Raw genomic sequence first — 21674 nt, forward strand, 5'->3', positions numbered from 1 at the left:
CGGACGTTGTCCCGCGGGCCGCTGTCGCGTGAAGCCGCGCGGCCCGACACTGGCGCCTCGCGGTCGGGGAGGCCCCAGGCCGCGTCCGGAGGCGCCGGCAGGCCCGGCGCGCCGTCCCGTTCGATGTGCCAACCGAGAGAGCGACCCATGCAACATCCGACCATCCGTACCCTGGCAGGCGCGACGGCGCCGACGTCGATCGACGCCGCCCGCACCGCGCTGCTGGTGATCGATTTCCAGAACGAATATTTCAGCGGCCGGCTGCCGATTCCGGAAGGGCCGCGCGCACTGGACAATGCGCGGCGCGTGATCGCGTTCGCCGATCGCGCGGGCATTCCGGTGTTTCACGTCCAGCACGTCGATACGGCCGACAGCCCGATCTTCGCCGACGGCAGCGACGGTTTCCGCTTTCATGCGGACCTGCAGCCGGCGCCGCATCACGCGGTCGTCAAGAAGACGTCGGTGAGCGTGTTCCCGACGACGGACATCGACGCGCGCCTGAAGGCGGCCGGCATCGACACGCTGATCGTCACGGGCCTGATGACGCATGCGTGCGTTGCCGGCGCGGCACGCGATGCGGTGCCGCTCGGTTATGCGGTGATCGTCGTCGACGACGCATGCGCCACGCGCGACCTCGACGTCGCGGACGGCGGCACGGTGCCGCACCGCGACCTCCATCGCGCGACGCTGGCCGCGCTGTCGGACACGTTCGGCGACGTGCTGACGACCGAGCAGGTGCTCGCGCTCGACGTCGCCTGACGGTCGCCCGATCCGCGCGTCAGTCGGCCCAGCCCGGCGCGGCGTACACGACTTCGCCGCGGAAGCACGTCTCGATCACGCGGGTTTGCGCGAACGTCTCGACCGGATGTGCGAACGGATTGCGGTCGAGGATCGCGAAGCTTGCGTCCTTGCCCGCTTCGAGCGAGCCCGTGCAGTCGTCGAAGCGCAGCGCATACGCGGTGTTCACCGTATAGGCTTCGAGCATCGTGAGCAGGTCGAGGCGCTCGTGCGGATTCCATGGCGGGCTGTCGGGCTGGTCGATCAGCAGGTGCGTGACGCCCGTCTGGATGATCTGCATCGGGTCCATCGTGCTGACCGACCAGTCGGAACCGGCCGCGAGCATCACGCCCGCGTTGCGCATGCTCCGGAACGGGTAATTGCGCGCGGTGCGCTCGGCGCCGAGCAGTTCGCGATAGAGCTGTTGCTGCTCCTCGCGCGCGGCCGTCCACAGCGTCTGTACGCTCGCGATCGCGCCGAGCCGGTTGAAGCGGCTCATGTCGGCCGGGTCGACGAGCTGCAGGTGCGCGAGCTGCGCGCGCCGGTCGCGCATTCCGTTGCGGTACTGCACGTACTCGAGCGCGTCGAGCGTCATGCGCACCGCGCGGTCGGCGAGCGTATGGAAGTGCAGGTCGAAGCCGGCCGTATCGGCGAGCAGGCAGATCTCGTTCAGCGCGTCCTGGCTCCACAGCGCGAGGCCGCAGTCGTCGGTGCCGGCGTACGGCTCGAGCAGCGCGGCGGTCTTCGATTCCGGCACGCCGTCGACGAAGATCTTCACCGTATGCAGGCGCAGGTTGTCGCATTCGTATTCGCGACGCCACGCGACGAAACGTTCGACCTGCTCGCGCGGGTCGCGGCGCGGGTTCGCATAGAGGCCCGCGCTCATGTAGGCCTTGAGCGTGCCAGCGCGCTGCGCGGCGGCGTAGGCCTTGAGCTCGGCCTCCTCGACGCGTGCGTCGAACCAGCCCGTGATGCCGAAGCCGTGCGCCATCGCGTGCGCTTTCGCGAGCGATTTCGGGTAGCCGGCCGGGCTCAGTTGCGGAATGATCGGGCAGATGCGGTAGAACGCCGCTTCATGCACGACGCCGTTCGGCGCACCCGCCGCGTCGCGCTCGTAAACACCGCCGGTCGGATCGGGCGTGTCGGCGCTGATGCCGGCCGCCTCGAGCCCCTTCGTGTTGAGACAGCCGCTGTGCACGTCGAAGCCGACCACGAGCAGCGGCCGGTCGGGCACGATCCGGTCGAGCAGCTCGCGGGTCGGATACGCGCCGAACGCGGCGAGGTTGGCGCCGCCGAGATAGACCCACGGTTCGTTCGGCGTCGCATCGGCGCACGCGCGGATGCGCTGCAGGATCGTGTCGGGATCGTTGATGCCGGACAGGTCGAAGTCGCCGAGGATCTGGTGGCCTTCGAGCGGGTGCACGTGACCGTCGATGAGGCCCGGCAGCATCAGCCGCCCGGCCAGGTCGACCATCCGCGTCGCGGGGCCGGCCAGCGGGCGGATGTCGTCGTCGCGGCCGACCGCGACGATCTTGCCGTCCTTCGTGGCGAGCGCCTGCGCGAAGCGGCGCTGCGCATCGCCCGTGTAAAGCAGGCCGTTCAGATAGATGGTATCGGCGTGTTGCATGTGTCTCCTCCGGATCGGGGGCTGATCGACGGGCGCACGTGTCCCGCGGGCGGGCCGTCTGGCTCGTCCGGTCGCGTGTACCCGGTCGGGTTGGAATGGGCGGGCGTTATGTGCCGGTGATGTGCGGCGGGGACGGCGGTGGGCCGCGGTGAAGGCCGGTCGCCGCCGGCGCGTCATGCCGGTTTCGCCGACGCGTCCGTGTCGGCAAATCGATGGGCGGCGCGCTCGCGGCCGTGCGGGCCGGCGTCCATCCGGTATGCGGCATTCCGTGTCTCCGTGGCATCCGACGCGTTCCTGTCGTCGGGTGAGTCAGATACTAGGAGCGGGGCGGCCGGCTGTCTGTCATCGTTTTGAGGACAAACCGCGACAAAGGCGGCGGGGGCGGCGGGTGCTGCGGTGGCGTCGTCTAGTGACCGCGGTCTTCCGGCGTATCGTCTTCGGTCACGCACCACGCGAACAGCCCGGCCCGGTTCGGGACACCGAGTTTCGCGAGCGCGCGCCCGAGATAGGTGCGCACGCTGCTCGGCTTCAGCGCGAGCGTGTCGGCGATCTGCGGGACGGGTTGGCCCTGCAGCACGCCGCGGCACACGAGCCGTTCGCGCTGCGACAGCGCCGCGCCGCTGGCCGACAGCCGCTGTTCGAACCGCTGCAGCAGCGCGCCATCGTCCGAACGCGGCGTCAGGCGTGCGAGCCGCGCATGCTGGATCAGGAGCGGCAGCACGAAATCGCCGAGCTGCCGCAGCAGCGCCAGTTCGGGCAGCGTGTACGACGGCTGGCCGCGCCGGCGGAACAGCGAGAACGCATAGACGTAGTCGCGCTCGCTGCCAAGCAGTGTGCAGTCTTCGCCGAGCTCGCCGAGCGCGAATTGGCGGCCGTATTCGGTCGCCGTGTCGATTTCCTCGTTGCACGAGAACACGAGCTGCGAATCGGTGGTGCGCTCGATATGCGGGAGCAGCGTGTCGGTGCGCCACTCGCCCTGTGTATACAGATCGAGCGCATGGCGCGTGCCGTCGGGGTCGTCGCCGCCGGCGAAGAACAGCACGTCGACGCTGTCGACCGATTTCGACGGCGCGTCGCGCCGGTAACGCGTCGCGACGCTGTAATGGGACTGCGGGTCGACGGTTTCGCGCAGCCACGCCCACAGCCGGGCGGGAAACTGCGGACTGCCGAGGCTGGCGACCAGGTCGCCGGCGTTGCTCAGGGAAATGTGGGCGGGGCTCATCGTTGACACCGTCTTCGCGAACGGCCGCGTGTGCCGGCCGTGCTTCGTGTGCGGCCGCGCGCGGGCGGAGCGGCCGGCGGTGCGGTCAGGCGAGACGGAGGCCGGCGCGGCGGCGATGCTCGATTGTAGGGGAGTTCGCCGGCGCGGGGCAGCCGCGCCTCACCGGTGCGGCGGCCGGATCGGCCGTCAACGGGCGGTGCGCTTCGTCGCGCACCGGCCCCGCGCGTCAGAACATCGTGTTCTGGTTCGCGGATGCGTCGGGCACCGGCTGGATCACGTCCCAATGCTCGACGATCTTGCCGTCCTTCACGCGGAAGATGTCGACGACCGCTTCGCCGCGATCGCCCGGACGCTCGGTCGCATGCACGTGCAGGTACACGAGGTCGCCGTCGGTTGCGCTGCGGACGATGCGTGCGCGCGATGCCGGGTTCTTCTGGAAGGCGCCGACGAAGTACGACACGAACGGCTTCTTGCCGTCCGGCACGTGCGGGTTGTGCTGCTTGTAGTCGTCCGCGACGACGGCGGCGGCCTCGACCGCTTCGTGCTTGTTGAAGAAGCGGTCGTAGAACGTCAGCACGAGCTGGCGATTCGCTTCCTCGGCGGCCAGGTCGCGCGGGGCCGGGCCGGCGGCCAGCGCGGCGGCCGACGCGGCCAGCAGGACGAATGCGGCTACGGCGCGAACGGGGGAGCGGAGCGATGACATGTAGCGTTTTCCTGGTCTGATGGTTCGTGGGTCGGTGCGCGATGCGCGACCGCGGGTTGCGCCGATCGTGATGATCGGCGGGGCAGGCGGGTGTGGCTGCAGGCACGCATGCCCCGCAGCGATGCAAAGGGTTCGCCGTGAAGCCAGTGGCGTCGCGGCTACTGGAATTGCGAGGCCGCGCGGCATCGTCATGCTTCGTTGAACTGGCGAATCCGGGCGGCTGTCGGGCCGATCGAATGGTACAGTTGCCGCGAACCCGTCACAAGAAGTCACCGCGGTGTGAACAGGTCACACCGCGATGACCGTGCGTTGCCCGTGAAAGAGAATCCCGCCATGCCGTTGCCGTCCGCCGACGAAACCGTCGAACTCGATCAGCCGTGCCCGATCCGCGATGTGCTCGACCGCATCGGCGACCAGTGGAGCCTGCTCGTGCTCGAAGCGCTGTCCGGCGGAACGATGCGCTTCAACGAACTCGGCCGCGCGATCGGCGATGTGTCGAACCAGATGCTGTCGCGTACGCTGAAGCGGCTCGAACAGGACGGCTTCGTCAGCCGCACGCTGTTCGCCGAAGTGCCACCGCGCGTCGAATATGCGCTGACCGACCTCGGGCGTTCGTTCCTGACGCCGATGCAGGCGATGATCCGGTGGGCCGACGAACATCATCGCGCGATCTGCGCGGCGCGCCGTCGTGCGCGGGAGTCGGAGGGCGGCGGGCGCTGAGCGGAACGCGTGCACCGTTTCGTCGATTGGCGGTGTGCCGCAGATGGCGCGCGATGCGATGAGAGATGGCCGGATGCATACACATCGGCATCGCATGATTTCGTTATCCGAAGAGTTTCGTCAGGATCGAAGGCCTGTCGATGCCTTGCCGTGTTGGTCGGACATGCGGCAATGCGCTTGCGACGCGACGCCCGGATCGATGGCTTGTTATCGGGGTGAACGAAACATGCAGCCCTTTGTTGGTCGGCGCGCGATCAGGGAGCGGCAGGAATCCGGTCGATGCAGGATTGCGCGCCGGGGATCGGCGGGCATGTTGATTGTCGGCGCGTTGCCCGATTGATGCTTTGGCGTCGGTTTGGGCGGCCGGGATCGTCCCTGAGAAGGGCAGGCTGCGCAGGATTCGCGCGTACCCGGCCTGGCGCCATGATTCCATGCCCGAACGGCGCGGGTTCGTGAGCGCTGTCAGGCTCCGGACCCTCCATCGGCCGGAGCCGGTCGGCGGCCTAGCGCCACGAACCGTCGACGTAGATCCACACCTGCCCCTGGCGACGCCAGTAGCCGGGAACCCACCGACGCCCCGGGCGCCGCGCGACCCAGCGGCCGGACACCCATATATAGCGGCCGCGCTGCCAGCTCCAGTAACCGTCCGTCCATATATAGCCATGCGGCCGCGGCGGCGGCGGGCGGCGGTCGTGCCGTGCGGCCGGCGGCCCGAAGCCCGGGCGGTCGGCGTAGGGCGGCCCGCCGGGCACGCGGTTCGGGCCGGACGGCCGGTACACGGGCGGCGCGGGCTGGGCCGAGGCGGCGCGGAGCCAGCCGGTGCCGACAAAGGCGGCGGTCAATCCGATGGCGCGCAACAACGAGCGTCGATTCATGGCGTGTCCTATTCTGAAATCGGGTTCGCCTTACATTAGCCTGCCGGTCGACGGGCCGGGTTACGCAGGCGGTTAAGCCTGTTACCGCATGTCACGGCCGGTGGCCGAGCCGGCTGCCGCCGCCACACGGGGCCGTTCGGGCATGCCGCGCGGTTGCGTGACGTCGGCTTTGTCCGTCCGACCGGATGTTTATCCGCTGTCCGACCCGTTTCAGGAATCCGGAACCCGGCATTCGAGGTCGGATTGGGTAAAAATTGCCGATTTATGGGGTTTGCCCGGAGTGGTTTGTTGTTTCTATGCAACCGTCAAGACGATGACATGAAAGAATGATGCGATGAAAGCCTCCAAAAAGCTGCCGTCAAGAGGCCAAAAACAAGCGTTAAAACAAATACTTATAACGCGGCCCCACTTTCATTATTTCTAGTTCTGGAAAAGCTTATTTCTTTATTCGCGGATCGCGCCCCTAGGGTACACCCCTAAACTCACGGTTCCCAAACGGGCAACTATCCGGGCGCGGCCAGCAGGACCGATGGCGTTCCCGGGCGGTTGAGACCGTTTATGAAACAAGGTCGCGAGACCTGCCTCTTTTTAGAAGGGAGCTCCACGAATGAACAAGACTCTGATCGTTGCAGCAGCTGCAGCATCGTTCGCTACCGTCGCTCACGCGCAAAGCAGCGTCACGCTGTACGGCGTGCTGGACGCAGGCATCACCTACCAAAGCAACGTCGCAACGGGCGTCAACGCAGCAGGCCTGCCGGTCAACGGCAAGTCGCGTTGGGCGATGGGTTCGGGCATTGACCAGAGCCGTTTCGGCCTGCGTGGCTCGGAAGACCTGGGTGGCGGCCTGAAGGCAATCTTCACGTTGGAAAGCGGCTTCAACATCGGTAACGGCAAGTTCGCGAACGGCAACGGCGGCATGTTCAACCGTCAAGCTTTCGTCGGCCTGTCGAGCCAGTACGGCACGGTCACGCTGGGTAAGCAATACGACGCAACGCAAGACTACCTGGCGCCGCTGACGGCAACGGGCTCGTGGGGCGGCACGTACTTCGCGCACCCGCTGAACCTTGACCGTCTGAGCACGAACGGCGATGTCGCACAGAACAACACGGTCAAGTTCACGAGCGCGAACTACGCTGGCCTGCAATTCGGCGGCACGTACTCGTTCTCGAACAACACGAACTTCGCCAACAACCGTGCGTACAGCGCGGGTGCTGCATACCAGTTCCAAGGTCTGAAGCTGGCTGCTGCATACTCGCAAGCGAACCTGGGTGACGGTACGAACGCAAACGGCGCAACGTCGTCGGCGATCGGTGGCATCGCTAGCCAAGGCCGCGTCCGCACGTACGGTGCTGCTGCTGGTTATGCATTCGGCCCGGCGCAAGTCGGTGCTGCATGGACGCAAGCGCGTCTCGACAACAATGCAGTCGGTAGCCTGGGCTCGGTGCGCACCGACAACTACGAAGTCAACGCAAAGTACAACCTGACGCCGGCTCTCGGCCTGGGTGCTGCTTACACGTACACGAACGCGAAGATCAACAACGGCAGCACGCACTGGAACCAGTTCGGTCTGCAAGCTGACTACGCACTGTCGAAGCGCACGGACGTCTACGCACAAGCTGTGTACCAGCGTGCAGCGAAGAACGGCATCGGCGCATCGATCTACAACGGCGACAACTCGGTTCTGCCGAGCTCGTCGATCAACCAAACCGCAGCAACGGTTGGTCTGCGTCACCGCTTCTAAGCGTGACGGCGGGGTAACCCGCTTCGCAGCATCGAAAAAGGCGCCTTCGGGCGCCTTTTTTTTCGTCAGCAGCATGCGATGACGACAAGCCGGATCGTCCGGACGCAAAAAAGCGAGGCCTGTGCCTCGCTTTTTTCGTTCTGCGCCCGGTGCGGCGCGGCGCTGGCCGGCCGGCGGCGTCAGCGCGTGTATTCGCCGTTGGCTTCCGGCTGGAACACGATCGCGGCGACCTTCATCAGCTTTTCGGCGCCGCTCGGCTGCATCACCTTGACCATCTGGCCGCGTTGCGTACCCAGCAGTGCCATGCCGACGGGCGAGAACACGTTCAGGCGGCCGAGTTCGAGATTGGCGGCGTCCGGATAAACAATCGTCCAGGTGGCCTGTTCCTGGGTCGCTTCGTCGAGCAGCGTGATCTGCGAGTTCATCGTGACGACGTTTGCCTTGATGGTGTCGGGCTCAACGATGTCGGCGCGCTCGAGCAGCGTGTCGAGCATCGTCTGGAAGCGCGGGTTGTGTTCGGCGTGCTTCTCGAGGCGAGCGACGTCGAGTTCGGTCAACTGATAAAGGCGTTGTTTCATGGAAGTTCTCCAAATGATCGGCAGGGGCAGGCGTGGCGTGCCTATGAGGATCGCCCGGAGCCTGTCTGACCTGGCTCCGGGAGGAGACAGAACCGTCAGATCAGGCGCCGGGCAGGGGCGAGCGGCGCCTGGGCCGTGCGTCGAGCGAGAGGATGCGCCGGATGGCCGGCGTGCGCGCGCACGCCGGCCGGGCCGGACGGCGAAACCGAAAGGGGCGTGTGCGCGTGCATGGTGGATGGAATATCGACAGGCGAATATAAGCTTACGATTCTACAACACAACCTTCCGAACATGTGACCTGCCTGTTGGCGTTTCGTCAGCGATTGTTGTGTAGATGAAGTAAGTGATGGCAGCCGCGTCCAGAAACAGTGGGCGATTTTTTCCAAAATCGCAACGCTGTATGTTCAAACTAAGGGTTTCCCCTTGGAATGACGCGCACTACACTGGATTCATTCGCTTCAGACAGTCCTGCCGAGGCGACGTCAAAAGAGAACATATTCCGGAGGTAAATCATGAAGTCGATCATCTACGCAGCCATCGCCGCATCCGTCCTTGCCGCTCCGATCGCATCGTTTGCGCAGTCCGAACAGGGGCTGACGCGCGATCAGGTCAAGGCCGAACTCGTGCAACTCGAACAGAATGGCTACAAGCCGCTGGCGAGCGATTCGCAATACCCGAACAACATCCAGGCCGCCGAACAACGGATCCAGCCGAATCAGCCGATGCTCGCGCAGGCCGATACGAGCGGCTACGGTGCGGTGGCCACGGGTGCCGGCCAAGCAGGCCGTCGCATGACGCGGGAAGCACCGAACCCCGTGAACTCGGTCTATTTCGGTAACTGAACGTCCCCGGGTCTGCCCGAGCGCACTATTTGAGCGAAGAGACGCGCGCCAGCCGCGCGCGTCGTTCGCCCGCAGGAGCAGAACCTCCGTCGCCGCATTCCGGCGGCTTTCCGCCCAGACGCTAACGCGTTTGGGCCTTTTTTGCTGGAGCGGGTCAGACGGACGTAACCGCGGGCGTGCCGTGAATATAGTGTTCGAGCTGGCTGATCGTGAACTGCTGATCGGCAATCACGCTCTTCACGAGGTCGCCGATCGAGATGAGGCCGATCAGCTTGCCGCCGTCGAGGACGGGCAGGTGGCGCATCCGGTGCTCGGTCATCAGTGCCATGCACTCGTCGGTGGATTGCGACGGTTCGACGTAGCGCACCTTCGCCGTCATGATTTCCTCGACGCGGGTGGCTTTTGATGAACGGTCTTGCAGGACGACCTTGCGCGCGTAGTCGCGCTCGGTGACGATGCCCGCGATGTCGTCACCGTCGACGACCAGCAGCGCGCCGATTCCCTTCTCCGCCATCAGCTTGATGGCGTCGTAGACGTAATCGGTTTTCTTGACGGTGTAGATGGTGCGGCCCGAATCCGGCTTGGCCTTGAGAATCTGCGCGACAGTCGTGCTCATTCGCTTTCTCCGTGTGCAGGTCGATGCGAGGCGTGCTGCGTGTCACCCGATGAGCCCCAGTATAGCCGGGCGGGCGGCGGCAGTCGCGTGACGTTTCCAGATTAGCGGTAAACTCCGGTCACGTACTATCCACACAAGTCCTACATTCCTGAACGTTTCGATTGAATTCATGATGTCTTCGCGTCCCCAATCGCCCACGCCGGGCAATGGCCATGCCGACGAGTGCGTGACGCTCGTCGCCACGGCGTCGCTGCCCACGCGCTACGGCACGTTCACGTCATACGCGTTCCGCGTATCGGGCAGCGATGCCGAACATCTCGCGCTCGTGATGGGCGACGTGGCCGGCGAGCAGTCCGTGCTGACGCGGCTGCATTCCGAATGCCTGACCGGCGACGTGTTCGGCTCGTACCGCTGCGATTGCGGCGAACAGCTCGATCTCGCGTTGCGCTACATCGCGGCAGAAGACCGCGGCGTGCTGCTGTATCTGCGCGGCCATGAGGGCCGCGGGATCGGCCTGAGCAACAAGATCCGCGCGTACGCGCTGCAGGAGCAGGGGCGCGACACCGTCGAGGCGAACCTCGACCTCGGCCTGCCCGACGACGCCCGCGAATACGACTCGGCCGCCGCGATCCTCAGGATCCTCGGCGTGACGTCGGTGCGGCTGATGAGCAACAACCCGGAGAAGTTCGACACGCTCGCGAAGCACGGCATTCCTGTCTGTGAGCGCGTGGCGCTTGCAGTGCCGGTGCGCGAGGAAAACGAGCGCTATATCCGCACGAAGCAGATGAAGTTCGGACATTACTTCGAAGAAAACGAGTAACGTAATAAAGGGGCTCTGCGGAGCCCCTTGATTTTTAAGGCGGAAATTCGCGAGAGCCCTGTCAGTAAAGGCTCAGAGCGAAAAGTTGCTTTTTCGTTGAGGCGCATCATCACTTGACGAAACGTAAGGAAACTTGGCACTCTGGCGTAGCATTTCCAGGGGCTGGTCGAGAAAGTTACGCTGATCGGTCGGCCATCGAAGAAAACTTACGCTAGTTTCGCATGAGATTCGACGCCCGCACTGCAAGCAAGCTGCCACCAGGGCAGCACCTGACCTTTGACGGCTTTCCAGGCCTGCGCCTACAGGCGAGCGAAAGCCGTCGCTCGTGGATCTACCGTTACAAGTCGCCTATCGACGACCGCATGCGCCAGGTGAAGCTGGGCGAGTGGCCAGCAATGGCATTCCCTGCTGCGATCGCCGAATGGGAACAGAAACGCTCGGCGCGCGATGGCGGAGCCGATCCTGCGGCCGAAAAGCGAGAGAAGCGCCAAGTGATCGCGGCAACGCGTGCGATCGACGCATATACGGTCAAGCAAGTGAGCCTCGACTACATCGGCGGTTACCTGGAGCCCAATCGGAAAGAGAAGGGGGTGATTGAGGTGACGCGCATGTTCAAGGCAATGTTGGCGCCGATTGCAGCTCTACCTGCCGCCTCAATCACTCGTGCGCAGGCGTTCGAGTTCCTACATTCCTACCGAGCGACGCCTGCGCTTGCGGCCCGGCTCCGCATGGAGCTCGGTGGCGCATGGGACCATGCGATGGACGCAGGCCGGCTGCCTGACGGCACGCCGAACTGGTGGCGAATGATCTTGCGCGGGAAGCTTCGCAGCAAGGGACGCACAATCGACGGGGTCGCCATGGGCACGAAAAAGCGCGTGTTGAGTGAGGGCGAGATCGGCACGCTGCTCCGCTGGCTTCCGAACATTAGCCTAGCGGTGTCGGACGCAGTCACACTGTACCTATGGACTGGTGCCCGCGGAGGAGAAATCGTTTCAATGGAGTCGCACGAGATCGCCGAGGAGGCGGACGGTCTCTGGTGGACTGTGCCAAAGGAAAAGACGAAGAACTCGTGGCGATCAAAGGCAGCGGATTTGCGAGTGCCACTCATCGGCCGCGCCGAGGTAATCGTTCGGCGGCGTAAAGAGCAGGCGGTGAATGGCTTTCTGTTCCCGACGTCGGCCGGTGAAATGATGAAGCAGACCGTGATTTCGCACGGCGTGTACTACCATCAGCCATACTGCAAGCAGGTACCCGGTCACAATCGCCCTCGGCTGCCGGTGACGCACTGGTCGCCTCACGATTTGCGGAGGACCGCCCGGACGATGCTTGCCGTACTTGGGTGCCCGCATGATGTCGCGGAGGCGGTACTCGGGCATATTCAACCCGGGGTGGCCGGTGTGTATAACCGGCACCATTATGATCGCGAGCGCCGAGAGTGGCTCACGCGCCTGTCGCAGTTCCTTGAAGAACTCGCGCTCCGTTATCCGGCGAAGTAAAGGTGTCAAAGGCTAGACTAGACCGAACAGGCAGCGTCAGATCGTCTGACTCAGTGGCCATTCGACACGCTCGCCAACATCGTCGACAATCTGTCTGCCGAACCACGCCGCGCTGCCCCCTGGCAAGCAAAGAAGCGTCGGCGCTACACCGCTATCGACGCGAGGGAAAAGCTCCTTTCGGCAATCTGCCTACCTAAACTCGGGTAGAACAACAAAATCGCTATCAATAACTGGTGGACAAATGACAGTAACAGTCGCGACGGTAGCTACCGGCGCTAGGATTCTGGCGCCGTTGGTAAAAGACTTGTACACGAAGGCAAAAAGTACAGGTGCCACTTATCTTGATAACTGGGCAGCGTCCCAGTTCCCGAAGCGACTGGCGAAGAAAATCTGCAAGATTGAATCCGTAAAGACTCTCTGGCAATTTGAAAAAGAGGTTTTGATCAGGGATTTTTACTATCCGGCGGCTATCTCATCCAATGGTGGAAAGAAAAAAGTTGAGAATCTCGACGGCCTTGGTGCTAGTACAGTCGTTATAGAGGGAATCGTGGGGCAGGGAAAGTCTATGTTCCTGCGATACCTTTGTATACAGGAATTATCCGAAAGCGGCAGCGGTAGGTTACCCATTTTCATTGAACTTCGATCAGTGAAGCCAGGTAAAGACCTGATGGACTACATTCTTGCTGAGATGAAGACGTACGAGATCGAGGCTACGCCCGACTCGTTTCATTTCCTCGCGCAGACTGGAAAAATCGCCCTTTTACTCGACGGATTTGATGAGCTCGACAATTTGCTGATCTCGAGCGTCGTAAGGGAGCTAGAATTAATTATCGAAAAGTATGAGAGCATCGTCGTTTTGGTAACCTCCCGGCCAGATTGCGACATACAAAAGTGTGCACCGTTCGAGGTCTTGCGATTGGCAAAAATAGGGGTAGAGGATCACCTGCCATTCCTTAGTAAGCTCGGGTTGACGCGCGTTCGAGCCAATGAAATTGCAATCGCTATTTCTGAAAGCCCAAACGAAATATCTGAACTTATCGTAACGCCATTAATGTTGACGTTAACGGTAATGGTATATAAATCCGAGAACTCCATCCCGCCGCTGCTTGCTGAATTTTTCGAATCGCTGTTCGCGACAGTTTTCACTCGGCACGACAAAACGAAACCCGGCTTTGAGCGGAAGCTTCAGACTGGACTTGGAGAGCGAACACTGCAGAAACTATTCGAAACGTTCTGTTTCATGTGTGCGCAAGCGGGGTTGACCCGGAGTCTTACTGCCGAGCAGTTTGCGTCGACATTCGAGCGGTCTGCAGAATTTTTTACCGAAGGTGCTACAAAGCTTGAGGCGTTCCGACACGACGTTAGCAAGGTCGCCTGCTTACTTCTTGAAGAAGGAGTCGGCGATATGACATTCCTTCATAAAAGCATTGCAGAATATTTTGCCGCATCCTTTGTTCGTCGATTGCATGAGAGTGCGGCTCAGAAGTTCTATGAGAGGGTGAGAGGTGATTACCATAAATGGCAAGAAATAATTAATTTTCTGTCGAAAATAGATCAATACCGATACAATAAATTTTTCCTTATCCCAGACTGTGAAGATTTCTTGAAGGACTTCCCGTCCGGCGCATCTTGCGAAGCAGGCATGCTAGAAGCCTATTTGCGAAAACTGACCAACGGGGTAAGTTTGCAACTGTCCGAGCGGGAGGGCGCTTTGCGTGTGCAAAGTATGATCACCGTGAGCGATCCTCATACCATGCACGATCGTTCATTTACCATTCAAAAGGTGCTGAGTAATGTAGCATTTTCGTCACACCTGAACGCCTACAGCAACATTTTGCTTAAGGGTAGGGTTCACACAGCGAGTCCGCACCCGGATCGTAAGTCAAGAATGGATGCGTTCCAGATGACTCTTTCGGAGATTTCTCAAGAGATTGGATATGATCCATTCTTGACCTCGTTGAGGATAGGAATTCAGAGAATCGAGCGAGAGCTGGAAATGGCACGTAAATACGTAGCGGACGAGAATCGTAAGGAAGACATCTTCTAACAGTTTTTTGCAAGCGCATGCCGCGATTGAGCGCATTCGTCACAATGCGGTCGTCCGTTGCGGGGCGATGACGACTCTCGATGAAGTGACGGCGAGGCCATCTCGGACCTGATCTGACGCGGGCCGTGAGATCAGGTCTTGACTTGCGCAAATCTTGCGACGTCTGTTGCAGTGACCGGTATTGCGCGGAGGTGCCAGGTCTGACACCGGACACGCCTCCGCCCATGTTTCGATCTCGCGTGTCAGCCACGCGACGCGCCGATCGGACAGGACACGCGGCTTTGGGAATTTGTGCTCGCGCACGAGTTTTTGGATAGTGGCTTCGGATAATGACACTGCAGTGGCAACAGTAGGCAGGTCGAGATAAATCGGTTTCATTGTTTCTCCTGGCTGGTGCGCCGCTCAGTCATGTTTCGGCATAACGCGATCAACTGTGTCCCGGCCGCTTTCAATGCTAAGAACCCACCGAAGGGCGGCAGCACGTTCACCGGTACTGTTCTGCAGCTCCGCAGTGATCTGTTTGCGGGTTTTCATCCGGCGTTCCGCGTGTCCCATTACTTCACGCTGAGCTCGGGACTTTTCGTGCCCCTTCTTCGTGTCAGCTACGTTGACGAGTTCGCGCACCTTATCTCGCTGCGCGTCCGGCTTGAGTCGTGCCAGTTTGACCGCATGCGTTACGGGAACCTTGCCGCCGTCGACCGCTTTCTGTACGTCCGCGCAGCATTCGAGCAAGGCGAGTGTCGAGCGCACGGTTGCAACTTTGCAGTTGAAAATCATCGCCACCTGATCTTCACCGCGGCCAAGCGCCATCAGCTGCCGCATCTTCTCGGCGCGGCCGAGCGGCGTGTCTGCGCGACGGTGTTCGTTTTCGCTAACAATCGCATCGAGGGCATGATCGCGCTTGCCTTTGAACACGACCGCTGGCACCTGGCGAGGCGGGGCGCCACGCTCCTTGCGCCATATATTCGCGAGTCGACAGGCTTTGACGCGCTGCCGGCCCAGTACTACTTCGACATCGCCGGTCTCAGGATTTTTCGAGATCTCGATCGGAGTTGTAATGCCTTGGTAGTCGATGTTGTGCGCCATCATTTCGTCGACAGGCAGATGAACGCGCTCATCGAAAAGAGAGGATGTCTTGTCCGTTACCAGTACCAATTTTTCCGGATCGAAATACAGCAGATTCGTTTTACCGGCAGCGCCATAGGCATCGAGTGAATTTTTCGCCATGGTTATTTTTCGCTTGTAGGATTAGTGGAATTCGTGGTGTTCAGTACCGGCGCAGGTGCCGCGACCGTTGGAGGACCAGTGGCCGACACAGTCACAGAGCATGAGTGTCGTGTTCCCGCGACTGATCTAGCGGTTCACGAGGTATCCGAGTCAGTCGCACACGCGACAAGCGGGCAAGCGCTCGTAACGGTCGGGGTGTCGCCGTAGGCATTTGCGTGTCACGCAATGCGTGCGGAGGAAGTGGCAGTGGGGTATCGATCAGTCCTTCGCGTCGCCAGCCTGCAGGCGTTTGATGTCCGCGCGAGTAGCTGCGCGTCGTTTCTCGCGAGTCTCACGTGCACGCGCCGACGATTCGAGCGTTTGGCGAACGCTTTCGCGTTGAATCGCGATATCAAAATCGCCGCGCATACGTAGCAATTGCCACTCGACGCGAAGTAGATGGGTTGGCAGATGAGCTTTCTGCATGGTCTGCTCACGCGCTATACGCGCCGGGGCTTGAGCAGTCCGACGCTTTGCTGGTGTAAGTCCACGCGACGCAACCGACGCCGACGGCGAGCCAGAGCAGCACGATTTTCCAGAGGGGCATGGGCTTATTCATGCGAACCTCAAATGCTGAATTCCGGGGCGATCGCGCTGGCGATCAGGTAGAGCACGAAGAGTGCGATGAGCGGGTGCCAGTTGCGCGCACGCATTGCACGCGATTTCGGGCGCGAAAGTTCGCTGCACTGGAACAGGGGGATATGCATGAGTGCCTCGTCTGTCGTTTGCAGCGGCAATGCTGCGACGAGATGGACTTTAGCGAAACGCGAAAGCTTTGTCTATAGCGAAACGCGAAAGCGCGCGCTAAATTTGTAATGCCGAATGGCGACGCGGGATGTCAGGTTGCGCGGCCGAGTGGAAAGAGCTCGTACGTTGGGAGGCATCCCGGCAAGACTGACAGTTGTTGAAAGCAATCTGTCTTTTTGATTAAACTACTGTACATACATACAGTATTGTGGCGTTAATGAGGCGGGCTGTTGATGAAAGAAGAACTGATTAAATGCCTACGATGCAGGCCGGGGGATGTTGCGAGGGTCGTGTGGTCGCCCAACGGGGCCCTTGTTGGGCGCATCGTTGAGGTGGTTCAGATACATTTCGACGGGAGGTGGGAGTGCGAACTTGCTGGACCGCCGGTGATGGGTTTGGCCGACGATGGCGACGGTCTGATTTTGACTTGCGACTGGTTGTTTCCGGACTATTGCCTTGAGCCACGGCCCGGTTACAAGGACGCGGCATTACCCGCCCTTGCCGAATCGCTTGCTTCCTGACGTGGAAGTCGTGGGTTGAGAAGTCGATTGCGTTAGGAGCCAGCCGATAAACGATTCAACCTGTGCGCGTTGGCCGGGGTTGAGCTGGCTCCAGCCAGCAGGAATATCAGCTGGAGAACTCGCAGACGCGGCGACGGAGTGGTCGGTATCCATCCAACCGATCGGTTTGCCGATGTTCTGTTCGATTTTACGCGCCGTCACGGCGCGCATACCGCGAGCCCTGCCCGTCTTCGAATCCTTGGCGCCATCTCGCAGGTTGGTAAATTGCGAGTGAGACATACCGATGGCGGCAGCGGCGGCGGCTGGCCCACCATGCTCAGATTCGATGATCTTGAGGTTGTCGCGTCGGATTTGGTCAATGTCCTTCATGTCTGCAATTCAATAGCAAAACGCTAAAGCCGTATATGCGCGAAACGCTATAGACAAACCTTTTGCGTTTCGCTAAAGTTCCGGGATGGACCTCAGAACCTATCTCGATGCCGAGCGCGGTCGACTCGTTAAATTGGCCGCTGCTATCGGTGCTCATGCGTCTGACCTCAGCGCATGGGCAAACAAGAAAAGGCCCGTGCCGATCCCGTTCGGTTGGCCGATTGAGCGAGAAACCGATGGCCAGGTCCGGAGAGTTGATCTCTTCTCCGCGGACGTGATTCCCGATATCTGGCCGGAACTCGCCAATCGAAAGGAGACTGCATGACGCGTCCCCGCTCGCGCTGGTCTGTCGTCCGAAGCCTGCTAATCCATCATCGCAGCCCGATTGCGCGACTCGCGTATCACCATAACTTTCGATGGGTCGATCGGCTTCAGGAGGCGTATATGCGCCGATTAATCCGCACCGGCACCGAACCTGATTTCGTTGTCGGCGAGGATGGGCGCGTCATTCCCCGTCGTCGATCGGTATCAGTCCCGCCTTTTTTGCTTGCTTTTCGAGATCGTCGTAATCGAGTCCCATCGTCCGACGACATTCAGGACACCAGACTGGCGGATCCAAGCGCCCATTGAGCGCACGTTCAATGGTCTCCTTGCGAACGAACCCGCAGAAATTGCAGCGGAAATCGTAGGGGTGGTTTGCTTCCATAGGTTCCGGCTCCGTTGATCGAGTGAATGAATGGTATTCGATCCGGCGCGTGGTTAACAGCATGAAAAACGGTGAAATTCAAGGGTAAAAATGGCTCACCAATACAGCGATTCCGAATGGACCGACGTGCTTTACAAATCGGTCTCAAAAACACCAGGGAAGGTCGGCGACGCGGCTCGCTATTTGAGTGAACGGCGAGGGATTCACATTACGGGGGAGTCTTTGCGGCTGAAGTTGCGCGAGGTCGAGGGTGCGCGCATCACGGGCGAGATGTTCGAAATGTTGATCGAGTGGATGCAGGAGAAAAATCAACCCCATGCACTCGATTCACTGCACGCCTTGAATGCTCGATTCGGCCTGGTGGCCGGCGCGCCCATCCATCGCGAGAACAGCACGGATATCTCCGCGCTTGTGTCGGCCGCGCTGGTGGTTAGCAGCTACGCAGGCCGGTTCGCTGAAGAAATTCACAAGGCCGTTGAGGACGGAATCATCGAGCGGCACGAGGTCGAGGCGATCGAGCGTGCCGCACGCGAAAGCCAGCGTCAAATCGAGGTCGCCGTGTGTACTGCGCGAGCCTTGGTCGTTAATCCGCGCTAACGCGCTTCCAGAAAATTTGGGGAAACAATGGGCGCCAGCCATGAGGCTGAGGCGCGCGGGGTAATTGCGTCCGTAGAATCCGAGCAGGCAGTGCTAGGCGCGCTCATGCTCGACAACGGCGCATACGACCTGGTCGCTGCGGAGCTGTCCGCGGACGATTTCACGGTCGGTGATCATCGCGTGATCTTCACAGCAATTCAACATCTGATCGTCAGCTCGCGCCCGGCTGACGTACTAACCGTTTTCGAGCAGTTGCGCTCGACGCATTCGAAGGTTTCGGAGCCTCTTCGATACCTCAACGATCTTGTCAATTCGACGCCGAGCTCGGCGAATCTGGGCCGATACGCAGACATAGTTCGATCGCGCTCGCAATTGCGCGGCGCGGTGCGGGCGGCTCGTGCCGTGATTGATCAATGCCACAACACGAATGGCCGTGAAGCGACTGAGATTATCGATACGGCGCAGGCGGCATTTCTGCGCCTCTCGGATCGCGGCCAGCGCGCAGCGGACAGTTTCCAGCCGATGCAGCCGGCGCTGACGCGCGTAGTAGAGCGCATCGACGAGCTATTCCACCGTGAGGACCGTGGCGGAATCACCGGAACGCCGACCGGATTTGTGGATTTAGACGGCCGGCTCGACGGCATGCACGGCGGGGAGCTGATTATCGTTGGTGGGCGGCCGTCAATGGGAAAGACCTCGCTCGCAATGAATATCGCAGAGCATGTCGCGATCGTGTCGAGGTTGCCCGTCGGCGTCCTGTCGCTGGAAATGCCGACCGAGCAGCTGACCATGCGCATGTTGGCGTCGACGTCGCGTATCAGCCAAAACCGGCTGCGTACGGGCCGGCTCGAGGACGACGACTGGCCGCGCCTCACTCGAGGCGTCGAACTGATGGCCGATGCGCCCGTGCACATCCTCGATAGCGCGGCCATCACGCCGTCGAAATTCAAGTCAGAGCTGCGTCGCCTATATCGTGAGTGCGGCAAGCTCGGATTGATCGTCGTCGACTATCTGCAGTTGATGTCGGGTGACGGCGGCGGATTGGAAATGCGGGCTACCGAGGTTGCGGAAATATCGCGTGCGCTGAAGCAAATCGCGAAAGAGCTCGATGTGCCGATCATCGCGTTGTCACAGCTCAACCGTGGTCTCGAAAACCGTCCGAACAAAAGACCCGTCATGTCCGATCTGCGCGAATCCGGTGCGATCGAGCAGGACGCCGACGTGATCCTCTTCATTTATCGGGATGAGGTCTACAACCCGGATAGCGCGGATCGCGGCACGGCCGAAATCATCATTGCGAAGCAACGAAACGGGCCGATCGGCACCGTGCGGCTCGCATTCCAGAACGCAACGACTCGGTTCGAGAATTTCGCCGAGCCGGCATCAAGTTATTGACCTGTATGAAAACCGTTTCTCCTTTCTACTCTTGGCGCCGCGCAATGATGTCCAGCGCGCTGCCGTCGACGACGAAGCTCGTGCTATTCGTCGTGGCGGAATATTCAAATGGGATGGATGGCACGTGCTGGCCGTCGCTCGAAACTATCGCAGAGAAAGCGACGCTGTCCATTCGGGCCGTGACGAAGCATCTTGGCATCGCGGTGAAGTTTGGATGGCTGACTAGTTGGCGTTCGCGCCGGCCGGATCGGAAGTGGGCGCATGCGCACTATCGGCTGTCAGTTCCGGAGGACGTTGCGCTCCAACAGCGTGATGCGATCGATTTCGATCTCGCTGCGGCCGATGATGAGCTGGCGGTCGGAGGCCCGAAGCGTAGTGCTGAGGTTGCTCAAAAAGTAGGCAGCTCGGTACCACATGCCAGTAAGTCTGGCGAACCGCTGGCACGTGGTGCCAGTAACTCCGCTGCGGTTCCGGAACGTGGTGCCAGTGAAAGGGCACAGGGGGCAGATCTTACAGATCCGGTGGATAGTTCCTGGCACCACGTTCCAACTAACTACCCAGTAAACAGAAATTTGAGTAAACCCTCTCTATATCAAACCACGGTGGTTAGCACAGGCAGCGGCGATCAGAGAGAAAAACCATGTGACGGGGACTTTTCATTCGCTCGGTGGATGCTCAACAAGCTTCGCGATGACGATCCTGGATTTCTCGCTCCGAATCTCGAGCAGTGGGAGGCCGACGTCGCGGCGATGATTCGAGACGACGGTCGGTCCTTCGATGCCATGGCGAGGCTCGTGGGTTACGCGATGCGCGACAAGTTCTGGAAACGAGTCATTACGTCGCCGGCACGCCTGCGAAAGAACTGGGAGGAATTGAGGCGCCGGCGCAACGCGGCGCTCGAATCAAAGGCCACAGCGTCGGCGCCTGACGCAGTGGCGAGTCATGCGTCTTCCGGTGTTGACGATCGCCAGTGTGCGCACGTCGAAGCGGGTTGCCGTTGCACAAATCCAGCAACAACTCTCATTGGTGCCGGCGCGTCGCGGCGCGGCTATTGCCGAAAGCACATCGGTTTTTACGAAGAATGACGGGGAAACTATGACGATCGAAAAACGACTCCAAAATTGGGCGCGCGCGTATAGCTACGGCGAAGGGCATTCCGATGGAACGGTGGCAAGCATCTATTTCCCGAATTCCGCGGGGAAAACCGTTGCGAGCGACGTGGACGTTGCGGACGCTGAGTTGGTCGAGAAGGCGTGGCGTCGGCTGATGCCGCTCGACAAGCAGCTACTTCGCATGCACTACATGTGGAACGCGCGGCCCGCCATGATCTGTCGGCGGTTAGGTATTAAGGTGCGTCCTCACTCGGTATTCGATTTCGCACTGTCGCACGCGCGCAAGGCAATCGAAGAACAGCTAAGCGAGGCGGTCCGTCAGCATGTGCGGATCGCCGACGTCATTGCGCGAATGCAGAATGATGTTGCGAATTCGAAATAGCTGTTCTACACTTCGATCCACAATTTGATCCGGCGAAAGCTGAGTAGAGTTCGGGCACTCCCCGGGCCCTCTGACGCCCGGAATAATCACGAAGCCTCGACAGCGAAAGCGTCGGGGCTTTATGTTTTCTAGTGACCTTACTCGCCTGCGTAACAGCTTGGAGGGAGAATCGACTTGAGGGTGCCGTAGTAGGCGGCGATAGTTTCCTCCGACGCACCTTCGCCTTGCATCGCTGCTGGGCTGGAGCATTCTCGTGCCAGCTTTACGAACGCCGGGTTATCGCGATGCAGGAGAGCAAAAATCGCAAGCAGCGAATTAACTGCATATTTCTCTCCCGCTGCGTGATGCATCCTAGTTGTGATGTCGTTGAGCGCTTCTGCAACCTCTCTGTTGATGGCTTGCTGGTCGTCGTTGTGCATGAAGTTACCCCCGTTGATGTGGTGATGGACAGGTTGAGTTCTGTCAGATTGGTAGCGTGATTTAGCCCCGATGGCGACTGCCTCGGGGCTTTTTGC

The 21674-nt window shown here is 60.8% G+C and carries 25 protein-coding genes; 12 read left to right on the forward strand and 13 right to left on the reverse strand.

Annotated elements, in window-relative coordinates; translation table 11 throughout:
- Positions 1–147 precede the first annotated feature (147 nt).
- Positions 148–759, forward strand: a complete 612-nt coding sequence (locus ACN22W_RS19965) for a cysteine hydrolase family protein (RefSeq protein ID WP_419689117.1) — start codon at positions 148–150, stop codon at positions 757–759.
- 19 nt (positions 760–778) lie between these two features.
- Here ACN22W_RS19965 and ACN22W_RS19970 read toward each other — a convergent pair whose 3' ends face one another.
- The 3 genes from ACN22W_RS19970 to ACN22W_RS19980 form a co-directional block, all read right to left on the reverse strand.
- Positions 779–2404 carry an amidohydrolase gene (locus ACN22W_RS19970; RefSeq protein WP_419689118.1) on the reverse strand — a complete coding sequence of 542 codons (1626 nt, stop codon included), beginning with the start codon at positions 2402–2404 and terminating at the stop codon, positions 779–781.
- Between the two features lie 406 nt (positions 2405–2810).
- Positions 2811–3626 carry a helix-turn-helix transcriptional regulator gene (locus tag ACN22W_RS19975; RefSeq protein WP_419689119.1) on the reverse strand — a complete coding sequence of 272 codons (816 nt, stop codon included), beginning with the start codon at positions 3624–3626 and terminating at the stop codon, positions 2811–2813.
- 226 nt (positions 3627–3852) lie between these two features.
- Complete coding sequence (locus ACN22W_RS19980) at positions 3853–4329, reverse strand: nuclear transport factor 2 family protein (RefSeq protein WP_419689120.1); 477 nt, start codon at positions 4327–4329, stop codon at positions 3853–3855.
- 333 nt (positions 4330–4662) lie between these two features.
- Between ACN22W_RS19980 and ACN22W_RS19985 the strand changes: the two genes are divergently transcribed.
- Positions 4663–5049 (forward strand): winged helix-turn-helix transcriptional regulator, encoded by a 387-nt coding sequence (locus ACN22W_RS19985; RefSeq protein WP_193100201.1) that lies wholly within the window; start codon positions 4663–4665, stop codon positions 5047–5049.
- 503 nt (positions 5050–5552) lie between these two features.
- Here the strand turns inward: ACN22W_RS19985 and ACN22W_RS19990 are convergent.
- Entirely contained in the window at positions 5553–5924 is a 372-nt protein-coding gene (locus ACN22W_RS19990) for a YXWGXW repeat-containing protein (RefSeq protein WP_193100202.1), read from the reverse strand.
- A gap of 607 nt (positions 5925–6531) precedes the next feature.
- Between ACN22W_RS19990 and ACN22W_RS19995 the strand changes: the two genes are divergently transcribed.
- Positions 6532–7665: a porin gene (locus ACN22W_RS19995; protein WP_129515273.1), complete on the forward strand. Its 1134-nt coding sequence runs from the start codon at positions 6532–6534 to the stop codon at positions 7663–7665.
- 179 nt (positions 7666–7844) lie between these two features.
- On the opposite strand, the gene ACN22W_RS20000 is transcribed toward ACN22W_RS19995, so the two are convergent.
- The gene (locus ACN22W_RS20000; RefSeq protein WP_048247266.1) at positions 7845–8243 is read right to left on the reverse strand and encodes a GreA/GreB family elongation factor; all 399 of its coding nucleotides are present in this window, start codon (positions 8241–8243) and stop codon (positions 7845–7847) included.
- Between the two features lie 512 nt (positions 8244–8755).
- Here ACN22W_RS20000 and ACN22W_RS20005 point away from each other — a divergent pair.
- Positions 8756–9085, forward strand: a complete 330-nt coding sequence (locus ACN22W_RS20005; RefSeq protein WP_048247268.1) for a DUF4148 domain-containing protein — start codon at positions 8756–8758, stop codon at positions 9083–9085.
- A gap of 154 nt (positions 9086–9239) precedes the next feature.
- Here ACN22W_RS20005 and ACN22W_RS20010 read toward each other — a convergent pair whose 3' ends face one another.
- Positions 9240–9701, reverse strand: coding sequence for a CBS domain-containing protein (locus ACN22W_RS20010; protein WP_048247270.1), 462 nt, complete (start codon positions 9699–9701; stop codon positions 9240–9242).
- 169 nt (positions 9702–9870) lie between these two features.
- Here ACN22W_RS20010 and ribA point away from each other — a divergent pair, with 169 nt between their 5' ends.
- From ribA to ACN22W_RS20025, 3 genes are all read left to right on the forward strand, one after another.
- Positions 9871–10521 (forward strand): GTP cyclohydrolase II, encoded by a 651-nt coding sequence (gene ribA, locus ACN22W_RS20015; protein WP_129515272.1) that lies wholly within the window; start codon positions 9871–9873, stop codon positions 10519–10521.
- A 221-nt stretch (positions 10522–10742) separates the two neighbouring features.
- Positions 10743–12017, forward strand: coding sequence for a tyrosine-type recombinase/integrase (locus ACN22W_RS20020; RefSeq protein ID WP_419689121.1), 1275 nt, complete (start codon positions 10743–10745; stop codon positions 12015–12017).
- A gap of 241 nt (positions 12018–12258) precedes the next feature.
- Complete coding sequence (locus ACN22W_RS20025; RefSeq protein WP_419689122.1) at positions 12259–14064, forward strand: NACHT domain-containing protein; 1806 nt, start codon at positions 12259–12261, stop codon at positions 14062–14064.
- Positions 14065–14103: 39 nt separating this feature from the next.
- On the opposite strand, the gene ACN22W_RS20030 is transcribed toward ACN22W_RS20025, so the two are convergent.
- From ACN22W_RS20030 to ACN22W_RS20050, 5 genes are all read right to left on the reverse strand, one after another.
- Positions 14104–14442, reverse strand: coding sequence for a helix-turn-helix transcriptional regulator (locus tag ACN22W_RS20030; protein ID WP_419689123.1), 339 nt, complete (start codon positions 14440–14442; stop codon positions 14104–14106).
- A gap of 24 nt (positions 14443–14466) precedes the next feature.
- Positions 14467–15291, reverse strand: coding sequence for a ParB/RepB/Spo0J family partition protein (locus ACN22W_RS20035; RefSeq protein WP_419689124.1), 825 nt, complete (start codon positions 15289–15291; stop codon positions 14467–14469).
- Positions 15292–15549: 258 nt separating this feature from the next.
- Positions 15550–15756, reverse strand: a complete 207-nt coding sequence (locus ACN22W_RS20040) for a hypothetical protein (RefSeq protein ID WP_419689125.1) — start codon at positions 15754–15756, stop codon at positions 15550–15552.
- A 140-nt stretch (positions 15757–15896) separates the two neighbouring features.
- On the reverse strand, positions 15897–16037 hold the full coding sequence (locus ACN22W_RS20045) for a hypothetical protein (RefSeq protein WP_419689126.1): 141 nt from the start codon (positions 16035–16037) through the stop codon (positions 15897–15899).
- A 528-nt stretch (positions 16038–16565) separates the two neighbouring features.
- Entirely contained in the window at positions 16566–16967 is a 402-nt protein-coding gene (locus ACN22W_RS20050) for a hypothetical protein (protein ID WP_419689127.1), read from the reverse strand.
- An 85-nt stretch (positions 16968–17052) separates the two neighbouring features.
- On the opposite strand from ACN22W_RS20050, the gene ACN22W_RS20055 reads away from it, so the two are divergent.
- Positions 17053–17292, forward strand: coding sequence for a Cro/Cl family transcriptional regulator (locus ACN22W_RS20055; protein ID WP_419689128.1), 240 nt, complete (start codon positions 17053–17055; stop codon positions 17290–17292).
- Positions 17293–17472: 180 nt separating this feature from the next.
- Here ACN22W_RS20055 and ACN22W_RS20060 read toward each other — a convergent pair whose 3' ends face one another.
- Positions 17473–17673, reverse strand: a complete 201-nt coding sequence (locus tag ACN22W_RS20060; protein ID WP_419689129.1) for a hypothetical protein — start codon at positions 17671–17673, stop codon at positions 17473–17475.
- A gap of 90 nt (positions 17674–17763) precedes the next feature.
- Here ACN22W_RS20060 and ACN22W_RS20065 point away from each other — a divergent pair, with 90 nt between their 5' ends.
- The 4 genes from ACN22W_RS20065 to ACN22W_RS20080 are packed head-to-tail and all read left to right on the forward strand — an operon-like array spanning position 17764 to position 21159.
- Complete coding sequence (locus ACN22W_RS20065) at positions 17764–18270, forward strand: phage regulatory CII family protein (RefSeq protein WP_419689130.1); 507 nt, start codon at positions 17764–17766, stop codon at positions 18268–18270.
- A 27-nt stretch (positions 18271–18297) separates the two neighbouring features.
- Positions 18298–19665, forward strand: a complete 1368-nt coding sequence (gene dnaB / locus ACN22W_RS20070; protein WP_419689131.1) for a replicative DNA helicase — start codon at positions 18298–18300, stop codon at positions 19663–19665.
- A gap of 5 nt (positions 19666–19670) precedes the next feature.
- On the forward strand, positions 19671–20750 hold the full coding sequence (locus ACN22W_RS20075; protein ID WP_419689132.1) for a helix-turn-helix domain-containing protein: 1080 nt from the start codon (positions 19671–19673) through the stop codon (positions 20748–20750).
- Between the two features lie 10 nt (positions 20751–20760).
- Positions 20761–21159, forward strand: coding sequence for a hypothetical protein (locus ACN22W_RS20080; protein ID WP_419689133.1), 399 nt, complete (start codon positions 20761–20763; stop codon positions 21157–21159).
- A gap of 137 nt (positions 21160–21296) precedes the next feature.
- On the opposite strand, the gene ACN22W_RS20085 is transcribed toward ACN22W_RS20080, so the two are convergent.
- The gene (locus ACN22W_RS20085) at positions 21297–21578 is read right to left on the reverse strand and encodes a hypothetical protein (RefSeq protein WP_419689134.1); all 282 of its coding nucleotides are present in this window, start codon (positions 21576–21578) and stop codon (positions 21297–21299) included.
- Positions 21579–21674 lie beyond the last annotated feature (96 nt).

This window comes from Burkholderia theae (genome assembly GCF_048565265.1).
GTDB classification, from domain to species: domain Bacteria; phylum Pseudomonadota; class Gammaproteobacteria; order Burkholderiales; family Burkholderiaceae; genus Burkholderia; species Burkholderia theae.